Annotated in this window: 16 protein-coding genes; 7 read left to right on the forward strand and 9 right to left on the reverse strand. The window is 70.9% G+C overall.

Going from position 1 to position 20,551, the window contains the following annotated elements; translation table 11 throughout:
• Positions 1 to 5 precede the first annotated feature (5 nt).
• Both ACZ592_RS25435 and ACZ592_RS25440 read left to right on the forward strand, forming a co-directional pair.
• Complete coding sequence (locus ACZ592_RS25435; RefSeq protein ID WP_471583920.1) at positions 6 to 1,343, forward strand: ABC transporter substrate-binding protein; 1,338 nt, start codon at positions 6 to 8, stop codon at positions 1,341 to 1,343.
• A gap of 64 nt (positions 1,344 to 1,407) precedes the next feature.
• On the forward strand, positions 1,408 to 3,453 hold the full coding sequence (locus ACZ592_RS25440; RefSeq protein WP_471583921.1) for a beta-galactosidase: 2,046 nt from the start codon (positions 1,408 to 1,410) through the stop codon (positions 3,451 to 3,453).
• A gap of 100 nt (positions 3,454 to 3,553) precedes the next feature.
• On the opposite strand, the gene ACZ592_RS25445 is transcribed toward ACZ592_RS25440, so the two are convergent.
• A complete protein-coding gene (locus ACZ592_RS25445; RefSeq protein WP_471583922.1) occupies positions 3,554 to 5,050 on the reverse strand; it encodes an RICIN domain-containing protein in 1,497 nt (498 codons plus the stop codon).
• A 177-nt stretch (positions 5,051 to 5,227) separates the two neighbouring features.
• Positions 5,228 to 6,064: a phytanoyl-CoA dioxygenase family protein gene (locus ACZ592_RS25450; protein ID WP_471583923.1), complete on the reverse strand. Its 837-nt coding sequence runs from the start codon at positions 6,062 to 6,064 to the stop codon at positions 5,228 to 5,230.
• Between the two features lie 100 nt (positions 6,065 to 6,164).
• Between ACZ592_RS25450 and ACZ592_RS25455 the strand changes: the two genes are divergently transcribed.
• Positions 6,165 to 6,929: a helix-turn-helix domain-containing protein gene (locus ACZ592_RS25455; RefSeq protein WP_471583924.1), complete on the forward strand. Its 765-nt coding sequence runs from the start codon at positions 6,165 to 6,167 to the stop codon at positions 6,927 to 6,929.
• A 36-nt stretch (positions 6,930 to 6,965) separates the two neighbouring features.
• Here ACZ592_RS25455 and ACZ592_RS25460 read toward each other — a convergent pair whose 3' ends face one another.
• Positions 6,966 to 8,468, reverse strand: a complete 1,503-nt coding sequence (locus ACZ592_RS25460) for an FG-GAP-like repeat-containing protein (RefSeq protein ID WP_471583925.1) — start codon at positions 8,466 to 8,468, stop codon at positions 6,966 to 6,968.
• Positions 8,469 to 8,734: 266 nt separating this feature from the next.
• A complete protein-coding gene (eno, locus tag ACZ592_RS25465; RefSeq protein ID WP_471583926.1) occupies positions 8,735 to 10,066 on the reverse strand; it encodes a phosphopyruvate hydratase in 1,332 nt (443 codons plus the stop codon).
• A 185-nt stretch (positions 10,067 to 10,251) separates the two neighbouring features.
• On the opposite strand from eno, the gene ACZ592_RS25470 reads away from it, so the two are divergent.
• Entirely contained in the window at positions 10,252 to 10,674 is a 423-nt protein-coding gene (locus ACZ592_RS25470; protein ID WP_471583927.1) for a MarR family winged helix-turn-helix transcriptional regulator, read from the forward strand.
• A 411-nt stretch (positions 10,675 to 11,085) separates the two neighbouring features.
• Here the strand turns inward: ACZ592_RS25470 and ACZ592_RS25475 are convergent, their stop codons facing one another.
• Positions 11,086 to 11,778 (reverse strand): restriction endonuclease, encoded by a 693-nt coding sequence (locus ACZ592_RS25475; RefSeq protein ID WP_471583928.1) that lies wholly within the window; start codon positions 11,776 to 11,778, stop codon positions 11,086 to 11,088.
• 335 nt (positions 11,779 to 12,113) lie between these two features.
• Between ACZ592_RS25475 and ACZ592_RS25480 the strand changes: the two genes are divergently transcribed.
• Complete coding sequence (locus tag ACZ592_RS25480; protein WP_471583929.1) at positions 12,114 to 13,598, forward strand: alpha/beta hydrolase; 1,485 nt, start codon at positions 12,114 to 12,116, stop codon at positions 13,596 to 13,598.
• Positions 13,599 to 13,788: 190 nt separating this feature from the next.
• Here the strand turns inward: ACZ592_RS25480 and ACZ592_RS25485 are convergent, their stop codons facing one another.
• From ACZ592_RS25485 to ACZ592_RS25495, 3 genes are all read right to left on the reverse strand, one after another.
• Positions 13,789 to 14,811, reverse strand: coding sequence for a YncE family protein (locus ACZ592_RS25485; RefSeq protein WP_471583930.1), 1,023 nt, complete (start codon positions 14,809 to 14,811; stop codon positions 13,789 to 13,791).
• A 42-nt stretch (positions 14,812 to 14,853) separates the two neighbouring features.
• Entirely contained in the window at positions 14,854 to 15,243 is a 390-nt protein-coding gene (locus ACZ592_RS25490; RefSeq protein ID WP_471583931.1) for a VOC family protein, read from the reverse strand.
• A gap of 83 nt (positions 15,244 to 15,326) precedes the next feature.
• Complete coding sequence (locus ACZ592_RS25495) at positions 15,327 to 15,920, reverse strand: TetR/AcrR family transcriptional regulator (protein WP_471583932.1); 594 nt, start codon at positions 15,918 to 15,920, stop codon at positions 15,327 to 15,329.
• Positions 15,921 to 16,042: 122 nt separating this feature from the next.
• Here ACZ592_RS25495 and ACZ592_RS25500 point away from each other — a divergent pair, with 122 nt between their 5' ends.
• Positions 16,043 to 16,768, forward strand: a complete 726-nt coding sequence (locus ACZ592_RS25500; RefSeq protein WP_471583933.1) for an alpha/beta fold hydrolase — start codon at positions 16,043 to 16,045, stop codon at positions 16,766 to 16,768.
• Here the strand turns inward: ACZ592_RS25500 and ACZ592_RS25505 are convergent.
• Positions 16,682 to 18,493 carry a nitronate monooxygenase gene (locus ACZ592_RS25505; protein WP_471583934.1) on the reverse strand — a complete coding sequence of 604 codons (1,812 nt, stop codon included), beginning with the start codon at positions 18,491 to 18,493 and terminating at the stop codon, positions 16,682 to 16,684. The two genes, ACZ592_RS25500 and ACZ592_RS25505, sit on opposite strands and share 87 nt — an antisense overlap.
• Before the next feature lie 418 nt (positions 18,494 to 18,911).
• On the opposite strand from ACZ592_RS25505, the gene ACZ592_RS25510 reads away from it, so the two are divergent.
• Entirely contained in the window at positions 18,912 to 19,997 is a 1,086-nt protein-coding gene (locus ACZ592_RS25510) for a hypothetical protein (protein WP_471583935.1), read from the forward strand.
• Positions 19,998 to 20,551 lie beyond the last annotated feature (554 nt).

Raw genomic sequence — 20,551 nt, forward strand, 5'->3', positions numbered from 1 at the left:
TCGCTATGCCCAAGCACTCCCGTCGGCTGCTGCGTGGTCTCGGTCTGCTCACCGTTCTCGCCCTGGGGGCAACCGCCTGCGGATCGGGGGACGACGACTCCACCCGGAAGGAGGTCGGCGCCGCCGACATCAAGGCGGCGCTGAAGAAGGGCGGCACCGTCACCGTGTGGGCGTGGGAGCCCACCCTGAAGCAGGTCGAGGCCGACTTCGAGAAGAAGTACCCGAAGGTCGACGTGCAGCTGGTCAACGCGGGCACCAACAACGACCAGTACAAGGCGCTGTCGAATGCGATCTCGGCGAAGAAGGGCGTCCCGGACGTCGCGCAGATCGAGTACTACGCCCTCGGCCAGTACGCCCTGACGAAGCAGGTCGCCGACCTTTCGGCGTACGGGGCGGACAAGCTGGACGGGACGTACTCACCGGGTCCGTGGAACTCGGTGAAGTCCGGTGACGGGATCTACGGCCTGCCCATGGACTCGGGTCCGATGGCGCTGTTCTACAACAAGAAGGTCTTCGACAAGCACAAGATCGACGTGCCGACGACCTGGGACGAGTACGTCGAGGCCGCCCGTGCGCTGCACAAGGCCGACCCCAAGGCGTACATCACGAGCGACACCGGAGACGCGGGGCTGAGCACCAGCCTGCTGTGGCAGGCCGGTTCGCGCCCGTACAAGGTCAACGGCACGAAGGTCAGTATCGACTTCACCGACACCGGCGCGAAGAGGTACACCGACACCTGGCAGAAGCTGATCGACGAGAAGCTGGTCTCCCCCGTCACCGGCTGGAGCGACGACTGGTACAAGGGCCTCGGTGACGGCACCATCGCCACGCTCCCCATCGGCGCCTGGATGCCCGCCAACTTCGCCTCCGGGGTCAAGGGCGCGGCGGGTGACTGGCGGGTGGCCCCGCTGCCGCAGTGGACCGAGGGCGAGAGCGCCGGATCCGAGAACGGCGGCAGCTCGCTCGCGCTGCCCGAGCTCGGCGAGAACAAGGAACTCGCCTACGCCTTCGTCGAGTACGCGAACTCCGGTGCCGGCGTGGGGACCCGAGTGCGGAACGGCGCGTTTCCCGCGACGACCAAGGACTTGAACTCCTCGTCGTTCCAGAACACCGCGTTCCCCTACTTCGGCGGCCAGAAGGCCAACAAGATCTTCGCCGAGTCCGCCAAGAGCGTGACCACCGGCTGGAAGTACCTGCCGTACCAGATGTACGCGAACTCGATCTTCAACGACACCGTCGGCAAGGCCTATGTCTCCGGCACGAAGCTCTCCGCGGGCCTGAAGGCGTGGCAGGAGGCCTCCGCCGAGTACGGCGGCGAGCAGGGCTTCACCGTCGACAAGTAGCCCCCGGACGGCTCGCGCGCCGCATCACCGGCGTCCGGCCGACCGTTCCTTGGAAAGGACGCGCATGACCACCCCCCTCACCTCCCGATTTCCGTACGCGAAGGGCCCCGACGGCAGCCGGAGGATCGGCTACGGCGCCGACTACAACCCCGAGCAGTGGCCGCGGGAGGTGTGGGAGGAGGACGTGAGGCTGATGCGCGAGGCAGGTGTGAACGTCGTCTCCCTGGCGATCTTCTCCTGGGCCAGGATCCAACCCACCGCGGACACCTGGGACTTCGCCTGGCTCGACGAGGTCATGGAACTGCTGCACGCGGGCGGCATCGGCGTCGACCTGGCCACCGCCACCGCGTCCCCGCCGCCCTGGCTGACCACCGCGCACCCGGAGGTCCTGCCGGTGACCGCCGCGGGCGAGACGCTGTGGCCGGGCGCACGCCAGCACTGGCGGCCGACCTCACCCGTCTTCCGGACCCACTCGCTGCGCCTGGTCAGGGAGTTGTCCTCGCGCTACGCCGACCACCCGGCCCTCGTCGCCTGGCACGTCTCCAACGAGCTGGGCTGTCACAACATCTACGACTACTCCGACGACGCGGCCCGCGCCTTCCGTGCCTGGCTGCGGGCGCGGTACAGCACTCTCGACGGCCTCAACCACGCCTGGGGGACGGCCTTCTGGGCGCAGCGCTACAGCGACTGGGAGCAGATCCTGCCGCCGCGAATCGCCGCATCGCATCCCAACCCCACCCAGCAGCTGGACTTCAAACGGTTCTCGTCGGACGCGCTGAAGGAGTATCTGCGGGCGGAGCGGGACGTCCTGCGCGAGCTGACGCCGGATGTGCCCGTCACCACCAACTTCATGGTGATGAGCGGCATCAAGGGCATGAACTACGCCGACTGGGCGGGCGAGGTGGACTTCGTCTCGAACGACCACTACGTCCGCCCGGACCCGCAGGGCCGGGACGAGTTGTCCTTCTCCGCCAACCTGACCAGCGGTATCGCGGGCCACCGCCCGTGGTTCCTGATGGAGCACTCCACCAGCGCCGTCAACTGGCAGCCCGTCAACCTGGCCAAGGGCCGGGGGGAGCTGGCCCGCGACTCGCTGCTGCACGTCGCGCACGGCGCCGACGCCGTCTGCTTCTTCCAGTGGCGCCAGTCGGCGGCCGGCGCCGAGAAGTACCACTCGGCGATGGTCCCGCACGCCGGGGCCGACAGCGAACTCTTCCGTTCCGTGACCTCGCTGGGCCGGACCCTCGAAGCGCTCGCTCCGCTCGCCGGCTCCGCGCGCGAACCCGCCCGCGTCGCCATCCTGTTCGACTGGGAATCCTGGTGGACGAGCGAGCTCGACTCCCACCCCACCTCGCGCCTCGACTACCACCGCGAGGCCCTCGACTGGTACTCCGCGCTGTTCCGCCTCGGCGTCCGCGCCGATGTCGTACCCGCCCACCGCACGGACCCCTCCGTGTACGACGTCGTGATCGCGCCGGTCCTGCACGTGGTGCCGCAGCAGCTCGCCAAGGAGCTCACGCGGTACGTCGAGGGTGGCGGTCACCTCGTCACCACGTACTTCTCCGGCATCGTGGACGAGAACGACCACGTCTGGCTCGGCGGCTACCCGGGCGCGCTGCGGGAACTGCTCGGCATCCGGATCGAGGAGTTCGGGCCGCTGCTCGACGGGGACCGCGCCGGTCTGGACAACGGGACCACCGGGAGCATGTGGAGCGATCGGATCGATGTGACGGGACCGGACGTCGAGGTTCTCGCCCGCTACCGCACCGGAGCCCACGCCTCCCGGCCCGCCGTCACGCGGCGCTCGGCGGGCCGGGGTACGGCCACGTACGTCTCCACGCGCCTGGGGGCCGAGGGCCTGGCCGGGCTGCTGCCCGAGCTGCTCGCCCCGGCCGGTGTCACCAGCGAACTCCCCGAGCGGGCCCGGGGACTGGTCGAGCTCGTGGTGCGCCACGACGGAGAGAACCGGTTCCTCTTCCTGGTCAACCGCGGCGACGAGTCCGTCCCGCTGCCCGGCCTGAGCGGCGACGTGCTCCTTGGTCCCCCCTCCTCCGGCGACTTCGTGCTGCCGGCTCGCGGCATCGCCGTCGTGCGACAGCCCGTGAGGTGAGAGCGAGTCGCGTTTCAGGACCGGTGAATCCCCTGTGGGCTCGTCCGGCACACCGCCGTGTGCCGGACGAGCCCACAGGGGCGAAAGGGCCCGGGCGCGTTCAGGAGCCGGCGCGCTCCCACCGCTGATGGGCGGCTTCGCCGTCGCAGGGCCACTGGATCAGGGGGGCTCCGTCACCGGTGGACCGGTTTTGGACGTCGAGGCACTTGCCGCTGTGCCGGGCCTTGAGGTGAACGCCTCCCCCGGGAGCGTTCTGCACGGTCCAGCGCTGGCTGTCGCCCTCGCCGCAGGCGGACTGGACGACGGCGGCGCCGTCCTCGGTGGAGGCGTCGCGGACGTCGAGGCACTTCCCACTGTGCCGGAGCATCGCGCGTACCGTGCCGTCACCGGAGTCCTGGAACCAGAACTGCTGGTTGAGGCTGCCCCGGGCGCAGGACCACTGGAGCGCGGTCGCGCCGTCGTCCAGGGACTCGTCGGCGATGTCGGCACACTTCCCGCTGTGCCCGGCGGTGAGCGTCTCCCAGCTCCCGGTGCCGTTCACCGTGCCGGCCCCCGTCGCGACGGAGATCTGCGGGTAGTAGTCCATCGTCATCGTCTCCCTGGTGGGGAAGTCCAGCGGGAGCCACACGTACTGGGAGTCGTTGACGTTCCCTCCCATCGAGTTGCCCCAGCGGTCGCCCATGTAGAGGTACGACGTACCCGATGTGCCCTGGACCGGCAGGACGTACGCGGTCTGCGAGCCGTACGCCTTCCCGTTGCCGATGTCCTTCAGGCCGGTCCAGTCACCGGTGACGCTCTCGGCGCTGCTGTACTTCTGCTGGTTCGGGGACCAGCCGGTGGCGCCGGACGTCAGCAGGAAGTACCGGCCGTCGCGCTTGAACATGGCCGGGGCCTCACGCGACTGCCCCTCCCACAGCTTGCGCACCAGCGAGTCCACCTTGGTGTAGTCCCCCGTGAGCCGGTAGACGTGCAGGTCGGCGTTCTCGTTCGCCGCCGAGATCATGTAACCGGTGCCGTCGTCGTCGACGAACGTGGTGATGTCCCGTGACATGTGGTCGAGCGGCCGGAAGCTGCCCTGCCAGGTGTAGTCGCCGTCCACGGTCGAGGAGACCGCCACGGCGGCGCGGGCCTCGCCGTAGTCGCTCGCGTTCTCCTTGTGCATCCACATCACGAACGTGCCGGTGGCCTTGTTGTAGATGACCTTGGGACGCTCGATGTTGGCGCTCTCCAGCTCCGGGTCGCTCCGCTGGGTCAGGACGTGTGTGCGGAACTCCCAGGTCTTCAGGTCGGTGGAGCGGTAGGCGGAGACGTACCGGAAGGTGTTGTCCTCGTTCCGGTTCTCACCGAACCAGTAGTAGTACCCGTCCACCTTGATCACACCACCGCCGTGGGCGTGCACGACGTCGCCGTTCGGGTCGGTGAACTGAGTTCCGTTGGTGACGGTGACGGCGGCGGGGGCTGGGGCTGCCTGGGCCGGTCCCAGGGGAGCCAGGAACGAGAGGAACAGCCCCGCCACGGCGGCGAGCAGCAGGGCGCTCGCACCTCTCGCCTTCCGCCCCCTGGGCCTTGATGTTCTCCTGTGCGCCTTCGCGGACATGGGTTTCTCCCTGTCGGAACGTGGGGGATGCGCGCATCGATGTTTACGTAAACACCGCGTTGCGGAGATGAGTCTGGAAATCTTGTCCAGCTCTGTCAAGGCTTTGGTCAGGATCGGGTGCGCCCCGCCGCCTCGCGGTGTCGGCGGCCTGTCGGCGGTTGCGGGGCGCCGCCCTGTTCACCGGCCGTCGCGGTCGTGCCAGTGCTCCTGCCAGCGCCAGTCGATGGGGTCCTCGGCGCGCTGGTACCGGATGTCGGTGGACAGGCGGGCCACCTCGTCCGGGTCGGCGTTGTCGAGGGAAGCGTGCACCAGGTACGGGGAGTGGACCACCATGTCGCCGGCCTCGTAGTCGGCGATCAGCCAGCGGGTGTCGAACTCCTCGGCCAGCGCCGGGAGATCGGCCGTGATCGACGCGGCGGGCCTGCGACGCCGTCCGTCCCGCTCCTCGGCTTCTTCGTCGGCGCGCACCCGCTCATGACTGCCTTCGAGGTAGACGAGACCGCCGCGCGTGGCGGGGCAGTCGCCCAACGGGATCCAGGAACTGAGCACCCGGTCGGTGCCCTCCCGCAGATACACCAGGTCGTAGTGGGCCTGGGTGGCGAATCCGATGCCCGTGTCGCCGGGCCGCTGATACCGGATGATCTTTCGCCGGTGCAGGAAGGCCGACGCGCCCAGGAACCACGCGTACCAGTCGCGCACCGCGGGTTGGGTGCAGAACTCCTGGTAGACGGCGCCCGGCACCACCTCCTTGAACAGCACGCGGCGCAGGACCGCCGGATCCGGGTCGGCGCGGCCGTGCTCCCGCAGCCCGGCCGGGGCGAGGGCGTCGAAGTAGTGGCGGCGCATCGCGGTCACGCCGTCCACGGGCAGGGCACCCTTGAGGTAGAGGTAGCCGTGGCGGCGCAGGCGGGACCAGAGGGCGTCGCGGTCGTGCCGTTCTGCGTCGGGGACCGGTACGAGGGGGCCCATTCTGGTGGGCGCGGTGTCGAGTACGTAGCCGTTGGACGTCAGCATGGCCACGATCCTGGACTGGTCCCACCCACGGGACCATGGACGAAAGCGGTTCCGATGGGGGACGTTTCGAGGCGCGTCACGTCCGGCCTACAGTGACCGCATGCCGGGCTGGTCGCGCCATCTCACCCCCGCCGCCGCGCACTGGAGGCTCGGCCTGGTGTGTCTGGGTGCGGGCGGCCAGAGCGGCCGCATCGGCACGGTGCGCGAGCGGGTGCTGTCCTCCCATGCCGTGGTCCTCGTGACCTCGGGCAGCGGACGCTGCAACGACCGTCCGGTCACCCCGCCGGCCCTGTTCCACCTGCCGGCCGGCGTGCCGCACACCTACGGCCCGGACGAGCACGGCTGGAGCGAGCAGTGGGCGCTGTACGACGGCCCGGCCGCTCACGCGTACGCCGAACTCGGCTATCTCCCGGCCGAGGCGACCCCCCTCACCGACGCCGCGTCGGCAGCCCTGCTCTTCACCCGGCTGCGCCGCGCCCTGGACCGACCCGACCCCGAGACCGCCTCCGCCGCCGCGCTCCACGAGCTGATCACCGCGCTGGGCCGCCCACGGGCCGAACACCCCGTCCTGACCGCGCTGGCCCGCAACAGCGCACTCCCCCTCGCGGTCACGGCCCGCGAACTCGGCCTGGCTCCCGAGACGTTGAGGGACATCGTCCGCCGCCGGACCGGGCACGGCCCCAAGGAGTACGTGCAGCGGCTCCGCGTCAGCCGGGCCAAGGAGCTGCTCGCGGAGACGGACCTGTCCGTCTCCGCGATCGCCCACCGCACCGGTTTCAACGACCCCGGCTACTTCACCCGCCAGTTCACCCGTCGCACCGGCGTCACGCCGTCCGCCTTCCGAACCCAACAGCGCAGGGCATGAACGCCGGGCGGGACGGACCGATGCCGGGCGGCAGCGCTAGGGGGTCACCGTCCCGAGGCCGTTGTCACCGCTCAGGTTCCCGCCGAACAGTGCCTTCGTCGCCGGCGCGCCGATGTCCTCCGGGTTCCACGCGACCGACCGCGAGGCGGTCAGGCCTGCGGAGCTGCCGCGCAGCTGCCACACCGCGCCGCCGTTCACGACGGTGCCCAGGTTCTCGCCCGGCGCACCCGCGACCAGATCCGCCTTGCCGTCACCCGTCATGTCGAGCAGCCGTGCCGACCCGCCGAACACGTCGCCGGACTCCGCGACACCCGGCACGCCCGCCGTGTCCTGGTGGAACGCCTGCGCGCCCGTGCCGGTGATCCCGTCCTTGCCGCCCTTGAGCAGCACCACCGCGCCGGCCTTCGCCTTCGAGCCGATCGCCTCACCGGGGACGCCGACGGCCAGGTCGGGGTATCCGTCGCCGTTCGCGTCGCCCGCGCTCAGCCGCCCGCCGAACTGGTCGCTCTTCTCACTCTTCCCGGGCACGCCCGCCGTGTTCTGCGTGATCGTCCGCGTACGGGTCTGGCTGGGGCCGGACGGCGAACCGTAGTAGATCTTGACGGTGCCGGGGTCCTCGTCGGTGGCCTCGGTGTCGCCGTTCGGGAAGATCCGGGTGGCGAGGTCGGCGTAGCCGTCCCGGTCGAAGTCGGCGACGGCGGCGCCTGCCGCGGAGTTCAGCGGCTTGGGGGCGGTGGACAGACCGTCCTTGGTGCCGAGCCACAGCTTGCCGCCCTCGGCGTGGTTCTCGTAGACGTAGAACGTCGCGAGGTCCTCGATGCCGTCGCCGTTGAAGTCGCCCGCGGCGGTCGAGTTGATGAAGTTGTCGGTGCTGTACACCTTGACCTGCTGCTCGCGGGCGGGGACGCCGTTCCGGCCGAGGGGGCCGTAGAGCACGTCGTGGTAGTCGTACTCCTCGCCGTTGCCCATGAACAGGTCCACGTGCCCGTCGCCGTCGAAGTCGCCCGCGGTGAGGTCGTCACCGACCTGGGCGTTCGCCGGGGCGGCGATACGGACGGAGCCCTCGCCGGAGATGCCGCCCTTCCGCCCCCACAGAACGATCACCGATCCGTTGACGTTGTCGTCCGGACGGTGGTCGCGGGCGACCACGGCCAGGTCGGTCAGGCCGTCGCCGTCCAGGTCGCGGGAGATCATCGAGTAGCCGAAGACGTGGTTGTCGCCGGAGGCGCCGGGCACACCGGCGGTGTCCTGGCTGATGACCGTGGTGCGCGCGGGGTCGAGGCCCTGCGCAGAGCCGTAGCTGATCGTGATGTACCCGGCCCAGGTGTGACCGCCGACCTTCGCGCCGGAGGCGGCGACGGCGACGTCCTGGTAACCGTCGCCGTCGAAGTCCTCGCGCACGGTGGCGGCGGCGTCCTTCGCGGACGCGGTGGCGGCGCCGTCCTTCGCGGACGCGGCACCCGCGACGAACGGGACGCCGAGCGACCCGATCAGGGCGGCGGCCACGGCGGTCGACAGGGCGGGTCGGGGGATGCCCACGGTTCCTCCTTAGAGCGCGAGCATGTCGAGACACGTGCTCGCGGATGTGATTCATCTGCGAGACACGTGGAAACGGCTGATGGTTGTGCGCTGAACGACATCTGAATGCGCGGAGACCGGTGGGGGACTCGGCATACGGGAGGAGCGGCCCCCTCCCCCTCCCGCATCCCTCCCCCGACGCGGGCCCTCGCCCCTGATGGCTCAAGCGGGGACCGCGAGGCGTCTCCCTGTGCCGACTGTCCCTGCCGACTGCCTCCGCCGGCTGCTCACGCCCGGCGCAGCGCGGAGCGCCCCGCGAAGCGTGCCGAGTCGCCCAGCTCCTCCTCGATGCGGATCAGTTGGTTGTACTTCGCCGTCCGGTCGGAGCGCGAGAGTGAGCCGGTCTTGATCTGACCGCAGCCCGTAGCCACCGCCAGATCCGCGATGGTGGTGTCCTCCGTCTCGCCCGAGCGGTGCGACATGACCGCCGTCCAGCCCGCCTGGTGGGCCGTGGTCACCGCGGCGAGCGCCTCGGTGAGGGTTCCGATCTGGTTGACCTTGACCAGGACGGAGTTGCCGACGCCGGTGCGGATGCCCTCGCGGAGCAGCGTCTCGTTGGTGCAGAACACGTCGTCACCGGTGAGCTGGCAGCGGTCGCCGACGCGGGCGGTCAGCTCGCGCCAGCCGTCCAGGTCGTCCTCGGCCATCGGGTCCTCGATGGAGACGACGGGGTAGGCGTCGATGAGCTTGGCCAGGTACTCCACCTGCTCGGACGGCGTACGGCGCACGCCCTCCCCCACGTACTCGTACACCCCGTCGCGGTAGAACTCCGACGACGCCGGGTCCATGACCAGGCCGATGTCCACCCCGGGGCGGTAGCCGGTGCGCTCGACGGCGGACATCACGAAGTCGAGCGCCTCCTCGGCGGTACGCAGCATGGGCGCGAAGCCACCCTCGTCGCCGACGCCCGTGGAGTGCCCGGCGGCCAGCAGGTCCCTGCGCAGGGTGTGGAAGACCTCGCTGCCCATGCGGACGGCTTCGGCGAAGGTGTCCGCTCCCACGGGCGCGATCATGAACTCCTGGAAGTCCAGCGGATTGTCGGCATGGGCGCCGCCGTTGACGATGTTCATCATCGGCAGCGGCAGGAGGTGGGCGTCGGTGCCGCCGAGGTAGCGGTAGAGCGGCTGACGGTGGGACGCCGCGGCGGCCTTGGCGGCGGCGAGGGAAGCGCCGAGGATCGCGTTGGCGCCGAGCCGGGACTTCGTGGGGGTGCCGTCGAGGGCGACCAGCACGGCGTCGAGACCCGTCTGGTCCGCCGCGTCCCGGCCGTGCACGGAGGCCGCGATCTCCCCGTTGACGTGCGCCACGGCTCGGTCGACTCCCTTGCCGTGCCAGCGTGCGGAGTCCCCGTCGCGCAGCTCCACGGCCTCCCGGGCGCCGGTGGAGGCGCCGGAGGGGACAGCGGCACGCCCCAGGGATCCGTCCGCCAGGACGACGTCGACCTCGACCGTGGGGTTGCCCCGGCTGTCGATGATCCGGCGTGCGGTGACGGCCGCGATGGCGGTGGCGTCGGCGGTGCAAGAGGTGGCGTCGGGGGTGCCGACTTCCTTTGCGGACATGGGAGTTCCTTCCCGTTGTCGTGTGCCGGGGCCCGGCTGCGACAACGCTGGCGCTGAGCCCGACAACACCAAACCCTACAGCAATGCTGTTCAGTTTTGCTGTGTAGTGGCGCGCGGCTCGCCGCTGTGCAGGTCAGGTCCTCGGCCATGCCTCGTCCCTGCTGATCAGCGGGGTAAAGTGCCCTATGCCCACCTCGGAAGCCGCCGCCATCGCCGCCGAACTGCGCACCGCGATGGGAAAGCTCACCCGGCGTGTCAAGCACGAGGACCGCATCCCCCTGGGCCAGGCCGCGGTGCTCGGCGCGCTCGACCGCAACGGCGCCATGACCACCAGCGACCTCGCCGCCGATCAGCGCGTGCGCCCCCAGTCGATGGCCCGCGCGGTGGGACTGCTCATGGAACAGGACCTGATCACGCGCCGGGCACACCCCACGGACGGACGCAAGTCGCTGGTCGAGCTGTCGGACGCGGGCCGGGCCGCACTGGAAGCGGAGCGTGGCCGCAGGGCCGGGTGGCTTGCGCAGGCCATCGATGCGGAACTCACCGAGGAGGAGCAGGAGTTGCTGGCACGGAGCGCCACGCTGCTGGAGCGGCTCGCCGCACGCTAGGGCCGCGCGCCCACTCGCGGTCCGCGGTTCGTGGTGCGCGATCCCCTCACTGGTGGCCCTCGGGCGCGAGTCCGCAGGGGCCCGTGTACGGCAGGGGACGGCCGGTGGATGACCGCGGCCCGCTTGATGGACGAGGCGTAGCCCTTGTCACCGTGCCGTCCGGCGGCCCGGTGGCGGGCAGCTTGCCACGCAGGACGAAATACCGCGCGTCACAGGCCTGCCGGCCGGCCTGACCCCGCAAGCCGCCCTGCGGCAACCGGACCTCCTCGTCACCGCCCGCGCTCTGGCTGCCGCAACCGGAGGCGCCCGTCAGACCGGCGGAGGACGGGACAACCCCCGGCAGGCAGACTGGCGGCGCGTGACGCCGGACCGAGCATGCGACCTCCTGGCCCAAAGGGGGCGCAGGCCCGGTCAGGCGGGCGAGCGGCGTGAGGTGCGGCCGTCGCCGTGGCCGTTCAGCGGGATCAGGCTGTCCAGTCTGGCGCCCTTGACCCACGAACCCAGCAGATTGCGGTGGAGGGCGACGATGTCGTGCCGTACCGCCAGGCCCAGCGCGGCCTTCGTGAACGTACGGCAGGTGGTGACGAACAGGGCGACGTCCGCCCCGTGCTCGTTGCGGGCCGTCCCGAGGAACTTCTGCATGTCCTGCGAGGACACGCTGCGCTCGGGCGCGTACTTCTTGCACTGGATCACCAGCTTGCGGCCGTCCGCGAGGTACCCGACGACGTCGGCGCCCAGGTCACCGCTCTTCCCGCTGACGACAACCCTCGTACAGCCGTCCCGTCGGCACAGGTCGGCGACGTACCGCTCGAAGTCCTGCCACGACAACGCGTCGACCTCGACCATCGTCAGCTCCCGCGCCCGCGCCTCCTCCTCCGCGCGCCACGCCCGGTCACGCCCGACCGCGAGCCGGTGCGCCCGCCACAGCCCGTACCCGGCGCCGCCCACCAGACCCACGATCAGCACGGCCAACAGGACAGGCCACACGCTCGCCCAATTCACCACCACGCAGACCGCGGCGACCGTCGCGGCCGCGATGCCCCCGAGCCGGAGCTGCCGACGCGTCTTCCTACGTAATCGTCGGCGCCGTCGCCGTACCGCCATCACTCCCCCAACCGTCCGTGCCCGTGCCCGTGCCCGTGCCCCGAAGTCTGAAATCCCCGCTTCCTCCCGGCAAGAGGGCCTGCGGCGGGCGACCGGGCGGGGTGAGAAGGATGTCGTCGTGCGGGTCGAACTCAGGCTAGTCGGGCGGAAATTCATCAAAGTGCACCCTCTCCGTTCTTCGCCCTGCGCCCGGCTCGCCCCTGAGTGGTCCCCGACCTGCCCCGGAGAAACCCCTGACAGAGGCACCACAGGGGCGACAGCGCACCTAACGTGACCACGGTGCTCCGGCCGGGCCCGCACCCCTGACACAACCGCTCTCTTCACGAGGAGGATCCATGCCGTCAAGGGGCAGATCCGCACTGCGGCACATCGCTGCGCAGGGCACGGCCGTGGTGGTGAGCGCCGCCCTGGCCGTCATCGCCGGCCTCGCCGTCGCTCCCGCGGTCCACGCGTCGCCGGCTGCCACCGGGGCCCTGCGGTGGGCACCCTGTGACGACCCGGCGAAGCCGGGAGCCGAGTGCGCCACCCTTACGGTGCCGGTCGACTGGAATCACCCTGACGGGCCGGGACTCGAGCTGGCCGTGGCCCGCCGCAAGGCCACCGGCCCCGGCACACGCGTCGGTTCGATGGTGTTCGGCCCCGGCGGGCCGGGCGACTCGGGTGTGGAGATGGTGGTGGGCCGTATCAGCCGGTTCAGCCCGGAGACCAGCCGCAGATTCGACATCGTCAGCTTCGACCCGCGGGGTGTGGGCGGCAGCAACCCGGTGGCCTGCTCCGCCGACCTGCTCGGCCGGCGGCCGTCACCGGAGCTGAAGAGCCAGACGGACTTCGACGCCACCCTGGCGTACAACAGGCGGCTCCGTGCCGACTGCCGGGCCCGTACCGGCCCGGTGTTCGACCACCTCGACACCGCCCAGACCGTCCGGGACCTGGACGCCCTCCGGGCCGCCCTCGGCGAGCGGAAACTGACCTTCCACGGCAGCTCGTACGGCACGCTGCTCGGGGCGCAGTACGCCGAGACCTACCCGCGCCGCGTGCGCGCGATGGTGCTGGAGAGCGTCATGGACCACAGTGTCCCGACCACCCGTGACTTCCTGCGGGACGAGGCGGCCACGGCAGAGGACTCGTTCCAGGAGTTCGTGAAGTGGTGCGACGGTGCCGCGGACTGCGCGCTGCACGCCCGCGACGTCCGCGCCGTGTGGCAGGACCTGTTGGCACGGGCCGGGCGCGGCGAGCTGGAGGACCCGGCGAAGCCGGGCACCTCGCTGTCCTCCTCGGACCTGGTCAACAAGACCGCGTTCCGGAAGTTCTACCAGGCCGACTTCGCGGGCCTGGCCACGGCGATCGCGGAGATGGCCGCCAGTAAGCCGCTGCCCGCGTCGTCCACCTCGATGGCGTCGCTGCCTCCGGCCACCCCGGTCTTCTGCTCGGACTGGCGCCTGCCGGTGCGCGACTACCAGGAGTACGCCTCGCTGGTCGCCATGATGAACACGACCGCGCCCGACCTGCCTCACCTGCTGCCGCTCCACATGGCAGCGGCGTGTCTGGGCGCGCCGACCGCCAACCCGCAGCACCGCCTGCACACACCCGGCGCCCCGCCGATCCTGCTCTCCAACGCGCTGCACGACCCCGCCACCGGCTACCCGTGGGCGGTCTCGGTGGCCCGGCAACTCGGCCGCAGCGGCGTGCTCCTCACCTACAAGGGCCACGGCCACGGCAGCGTCACCAGCGGCCCGTGCATGGAGGACGCCGTGGACAGCTACCTCACCGACCTGGCAGTCCCGCCCCGAGGCACCAGCTGCCCCGCCGTGCGTACGTGAGTCGGAGCGGGACGTGGGGCGCGGGCCCGTTTCCGGCGGAGGAGCCGATGCACGATCGCGGGGCCGGCCCGTGCCGGGATCCGCGGCATCGGCGTGCGCTTCGAGAAGGCGCCCGCGCGGCCCGCCGGCACGGCGTCGACCGCACCGCCGTCGTCGAAACCGACGTCCCCTGGCCGGCCCGGAACAGCGCTCAGGACGCGGGGAGCAGCACCGCCGTGTCCGGTTCCGGCCCGGTGTCGAAACCGCCGGTGACGGCGAACCGTTCCAAGTCGACGACCGCGATCCGGTCGGTGCCGAGCAGCGACACGTAGGCCGTCGGCCGGTCGGGGTGGAGCGTCACCGCGGCCGGGACGCCGTCCACCGTGAGTGAGCGGATCGGCCGCAGGTCGCTGTCGTGGAGGGTGAAGGTGTTGGCGACGATGTCCGTCACCAGCAGCCGCTCGTCATCGACCGTGTACAGGCGCAGCGGATCGCCGGTCACGTTCCGGCTCCGCCGCACCTTCAGGGTGCCCGCGTCGAGTGCGACCAGCGAGGAACTCTGGCGGGCCCCGACGAACAGCGTCTTCTCGTCCCGGCTCAGACAGCTGCTCTCGGGAAGCTGTCCTGGAGTGACCAGAAGCGGTGGGACGGCGGCGTCGTGGGGGCGCACGAGGCTCACCGTGTGCGACAACAAACCAGTGACGTAGGCCCGTTCGCCGTCCCGGCTGAGCGAGAACAGGTGGGTCTTCAGCCCGTGGGTGGGCACCGCTCTGGTCGGCGCCCGGTCGGTCTGCGGCGTGTCGAACCCGAGCAGGACCGCCTTCTCCTCGCTCAGCGCGTACAGCCGGTCGTGACCGTCGATGCCCATGCCGTGAATGCGGTTGAACGGCCGCGTGTCGATGGTGCGCACCAGGGACCGCTCGGCCAGGTCGATCACGAAGACCGCGGCGCCGCCCTCGCCGACGGTGGAGGACATACGTACTCCGTAGTGCCCGACGTAGGCGAATCGCCGACGCGAATCGACGACCATCTCGTGCGGATAGTGGGGCAGTTGGACGCTCTGACGCCGCTTCCCCGATGCCACGTCGTAGAAGCTGACGGCGTTGCCGCTCTTCTCCACCACGACCAGTTCGTCGGCCCGCGCGGAGCGCGAGGCGGCGGCCGCGGGCACCGCCGACCCACCCACCAGTGCTCCGGCTCCCGCGGCCTTGATCACCGTACGACGCGTCGCCACGTCCCTGCCTCCGCTCTCTCGACACCTGGACACGGGCTGGTTCTACGGCGCCAAGGTGCGCAGGACGCAGAACTCGTTGCCCTCGGGGTCGGCCATGACCACCCAGTTCCGGTCCCCGCCCTGCCCCACATCCACCCTGGTGGCGCCGAGGGCGAGCAAGCGGGTCACCTCGTCCTCGGTGCTGCCGTCGATCGGGCTGACGTCGAGGTGGAGCCGGTTCTTGGCGGTCCTGCCCTCGGGCACCTGGATGAACTGCAGGGTGGGCGGCATCTGGCGGGCGCGAACCTCCTCGACGGTCGGCTCCCAGGAGCCGATCTCGACCTTGCCCTCGCTCCGGTCGATCACCTTGAAGTCCAGGACCTCGCACCAGAAGACCGCGAGCCCCTCAGGCTCATGGCAGTCAACGGTCAACTCGGTGAACCTACTTGTCATTGCTCTCCCAGCTCGTGCGGACGGGGCTCAGGGTAGGCCGCCCGTCCGAGGAATCGGAGATCTTTTCGAGCAGGCCGGGTTCGTCACAGGCCGGCGCGCAACCCCGCGACGAGCAGCGCGACCATGCGGCGAGCGTCGTACCGGTGGTGGGCGCCCGCGCCCGCGCACAGCCCTCCGATGCCCCGCATGAGTTCCTGGGCGTCCTGGCCGGAGCGGATCTCGCCCGCTTCGCTCGCGGCAGTGAGCAGTCGGGTGCAGACCGGCACCAGCCGCTCGACGAAGTAGTCGTGCAGCGGGTCGAAGCAGGGGTCGTCGGACTGCAGGACGGCGGCGAGCCCCTGCTTGGTGACGACGAAGTCGACGAAGAGGTCGATCCAGCGCTCCAGCGCGGTGTACGCGGTCGCGCTGTCCGCGAGCAGCGCGGGGCCGGCCTGCGCCAGCGCCTCGACCTGGTGCCGGTAGACGGCGACGATCAGGTCCGCGCGCGTGGGGAAGTGGCGGTAGATCGTGGCCGTCCCGACGCCCGCCTCGGCCGCGATGTCGCGGATCGGCGCCTCGACCCCCGAGGTGACGAAGACCGTGGCGGCCGCGTCGAGGAGTGCCACCTCGTTGCGTCGCGCGTCGGCCCGTTTGGCCCGGCCGGCCGGCCCCGCGCCCCGTCGGCTGCTGTCGCTCACCGGACTCCTCCCTCAGCGGACTCGCCCCTCACCGAACTCGTCCGACAGTGAACTTGTTAACCGGGACAGTGTCCCATATCGTAAACGGGACAGTGTCCCGGTTGAGTGAGGGTGGGAAACCGATGACGACATATCTGCTGGTGCACGGCGCCTGGCACAGTGGAGAGTGCTGGGAGCGGGTGGCACCACTGCTCTCCGCGGGCGGAAACCGCGTGGTAGCGCCGACACTGACCGGCTACGGCGACACAGCCCATCTGGCCGGCCCGGAGGTCGGACTCGACACGCACATCGACGACATCGCCAAGGTGATCACCGAGGAAAACCTCACCGATGTCGTCCTCGTGGGCCACAGTTACGCGGGGCTCGTCGTCTCGGGCGTGGCCAACCGGCTCCCTGGCCGCATCGCGTGCTTGGTGTATCTCGACGCCATGTTCCCGGCGGACGGCGAGAGCGCGGCCGATGTCCTCCCGGTGACGCGACGACTGATCGACCAGGCCCTGGCGTCCGAGAGCGGCTGGCGGATCCCGCCGCCCTCGGAACTGCCGCCGCCCGCAGGCCTGTTCGGGGTCACCGACCCGGCGGACCTCGCCTGGCTGCGTACGATGCTGTCGGACCAGCCGGTGCGCTGCCTCCAGCAGCGTGTCCGCCTCGACGACCCCGCGATGGCCGCGATCCCGCAGGCGCACATCCACTGCACCGTCGGGCGGCCCGCGAGCATCGTCCGGCGGCCCGTTTCCGCCACGCAGCCCAACGGAACGCCTTCACTGGTGTGGGAGTTGGCCACCGGGCACGACTGCATGATCACCGAGCCGGCCCGCCTCGCCGAACTGCTGCTCAAACTCGGCTGACCCGGAGCGCGCACCGCCGGCTCCAGAGGGCGGTTTCCCCTCCGTCAGCCACTCCACCACGTCGACCGCCCCGTAGGGGCCGCCGTCCGGGCTCAGCTCCGACAGGAAGTCCAGGTCCTGCCCCAAGGTGACGACCGGTGGTTCGTCGAGCCCGCGGGGATGCCGCTGGCCGAGCCCGATGGTGGCCATCAGTCCGTTGCACAGGCAGAGGCGGCCCTCGGTGTCGGTGGCCGATCCTCCCTTGCGGAGGTGAGCGGCCTCCGGTTCGGCGGGGCAGCGGTAGCCGATCGCGCCGCTGGTGGTGCGATAGGGGACGCGCAAGTAGCCCAGATCGCAGACACGACGGCGGGCGGTCCGCACCGCGGGGTCGGACAGCGTGCCCGCCAACTCGGCGACCTTGAAGGGGAAGTCGGTGGGCGATGCCATGGGGTCGTTGCGCACCCTCAGCCGCTTCGCGCGCGCCCGGGACCTCAACTCATCGCGCAGACCGGGCTCCAGGCCGGACTCCTCGCAGAGCGCGAACGCGCTGCCGACCTGCACACCGGCCGCCCCCAGGGCCCGCGCCGCCGCGAGCCGTTCGGGGTGGGCGGCGCCGCCCGCGAGCCAGTAGGGAATGCCGATCTTCGCCATCTTCGCGAGGTCGGGATGGTCACGCGGCCCGTAGACGGGTTCGCCCTCCTCGTCGAGCCGCAGGGCGCCGCGGGGCGGAGCGCTGTGACCGCCCGCACCGTGGGTCTCGATCACGAATCCATCGGGGGCGGTGGCTTCGTCGCGGGCCAGGTACGCGGCCAGGAGAGGCAGCGACACGATGGCAAGCACGTGGGGGCGGCGCAGCGGTCCGGCCAGGGCCGGCGATCGGGTGGCAGAGGGATGGGGGGCCGTGGACGGCGGGCTTGCGGCCGGGGCGACCGATTGGATCCGTACATCCTGGACTCGGCGCACCGGGGGTGCCGACTGCGCTGGGAGCGCCGACTGCACCGGGGGTGCCGGTCGCGCCTGCTGCGACCACCGCCGCCCTTCCGCCCCCGCCTGCCCCACACCGTGCGCCTCCGCCCCCGCCCCCGCCTCCACCTCCACCGATTGCGCTCCACTGCATCCGGCCCCCGCACCCCCGCCCGTACCCCCGCACCGGCAGCCCTGGTCCACCCCGAGCCCCGAGCGGCCCAGCAGAGCAACCGGATCGAAGGAGTGGTCATAGTCCTCCTCGGCCCCGTCCAGCCGGACACGTACGCTCACCGACTGCATCCGCGCGAGTCGCCGCGCCAGTTCGGGGACGTGCCCCGGGACGCCCGCGCCCACCAGGACACAGTCCACCCCCGCAAGGATCGCACCGAACAGACCCGGAGCAAGGGCCAGTTGGATCTTCTCCAGGTAGTTGATTCCGACCGGGCCCTCGTGCCCTTCCTTGGCGAGCCACACCTCCACGAAGTTCCCGAGCACGGTGAGCAGTTCGGCAAGCTCCCCGCGCTCGACCCGCAGCATCGGCTGCGCGCGGAAGCGCTTCCCTGCCGCGACACCGCCTTCGACGTAGAAGCGGTCCAGGACCGCGGCCGCCAACTCCGGTACGGGGAAGGCCGCGAGGGCACGGCGCACGTCACCGCCCGGGTCGCCGAGCTGGAGCCGCCGCGTCAAGAGCGCGTCGAGAGCCGTGCCCGACACGACGCCGAGCTGTCCGGCGCGGCTGACGGCCCGTGCGAGTCGCCAGCCGGAGACACCGACACCCATGCCACCTTGGATGATCTCGGGCAGTCTCCCGCTCGTCGTGACCCTCGGCATACCCCACCGCCTCGCTGCTCGCGCTCCACAACCTACGGTTCCGTAGGTTTCGGCCAGGAGCCCAGTCTTGACCACCGCGGCCCGCGGGCTCGTCGCCGAAAGGCCCGACTGGCGGTGACCAAAGGCCTCCGGACGACACTCCCCACACACAGCTGACCGCCATGGCCATCCCCCACGGCCGATCCCGACAACGGACCACTCTCACATGACCGAAATTGCACCTCTCTATACGTCATGTGACGCATTGACCCCACAGCGCTGTCACGGTTGCATGCTTGTGGCCCTTCGGCGCGAAGCCGGAGGCGAGACCATGTCTTTTTTTGGGGGGAAAATGCGGGGAAAGGTACATCGGAGCAGCACCAGACGGGTGCGGGCAGCCCTGGGCGCGGCCATGGCGGCCTGCGCGGTCACGGCGGCGCTGCCCTCCACCATCGCCTCGGCCGAGCCCGCGGCGGGTGCCGCAGGGGCTCGCGGAGCCGGTGTCGAGAGGATCAGCGTCGCGGCCGACGGCGCTCAGGGCGACGGCGACTCCACAGGCGCCTCGATCACGGCCGACGGCCGCCGCGTCATCTTCTCGTCGTCCGCGACGAACCTCACGGCCGACAGCACGACGGGAGGCGACAAGGTGTTCGTCCGCGACCAGCGGACGAGACAGAACCAGCGGATGGGGAACCTTGCCCCGACCCAGCCCCCGGTGATCAGCGGTGACGGGGAGTACATCGGCTACGCGCATCAGTGGATCACCAACGTCCGGATCACCCAGTACCAGGTCAGCACGGGACGTACGGCGTCCCTCAACTGCTCGGCGTACACCTGCGACCAGCCGTCGCTGAACGCGGACGGCCGCTACACCGCCCATGTCCTGCGCAACCCCAGGCAACCGTCCTTCGGCCAGCGCATCGAGGTGCAGGACTGGAACAACGGCGGCGCCAACCAGTCCGTCGCCGCCTTCGACCACACCCAGCCGTCCCGGCCCTCCATCAGCGGTGACGGCCGCTATGTCGCCTACCAGGACGGCAGGGCGAAGGACGTCTTCGTGTGGGACCGGACCGGCCCCACCACCGCCGGCCCGATCGAGGGCGCGTCCCAGGAGGCGACGCTCGTCCAGCTCAGCGAGGACGGCAGCAAGGTCGTCTACCTCTCCGGCTCCGACACCTACGTCCATGACGTCCGCGCGGGCACCGCCCAACTGGTGCCGAACGTCAAGGGCGTGGCCATCGATCCCACCGGCCGCTACCTGCTGTACGCACCGAACGACACGACCGGACCGTCGCTCACACTGCGCGACCTGCGGACCGGCACCGACGAGGTCGTCTCGAACCAGCCCGCCACGGCAGGGACCGACGCGGTCAGTGCCGGTGGGCGCGACGTGGTCTTCCAGTCCGCGGCCGACGACATCGTGCCCGGCGACACCAACGGCAAGTCGGACGTCTTCCTGCGCCAGCTCTACTGATCGCCCCGCCCGAAGCACGCCCCGCCCGAGGTACGCGCCGTCGGCCGCACGCGGCCGACGGCCACTTCACCGGTCAGCTCTGCGGCCCCGGGCAGCCCGAGCGCTTGAACACACCGCGCTGCTCGTCCTCCTCACTCCCACAGGTAGCCGCCCATGACCGAACCTCAACCGCTCCTGACGCACTTCACCGACGCCGCCCACGGCCGCTTCCCGCCGTGCGACGCCGGCGTATCGGCGGTGCCGCCGCTGCCGGGCGGTCTGGAGTGTTCGGTCGCCTTCACCGGGCACGCGGTCATCGCGACCGCCCTCACCGCGGCCGAGGCGCGGGCCCAGAGGCGGACGGCTTCGGCGCCTCCATGGCGCCCGGCTTCCTGCGCCACCTCGCCGAACTGGCGGGCGGCGCGAACGGAACGGACGCCCTGCGGCTTCACCCCGATCGGCAGCGAAGTGATCCTGCGCCCGCAGAGACTCCAGGCCCTCTCTGGCCATGAGCGCACCACGTGGACAACGCCTACGCACCTGCCGACGGCTCACGCAAAGCTCTGCACCACGCG

It is taken from the genome of Streptomyces sp. NPDC040622, from assembly GCF_055593965.1.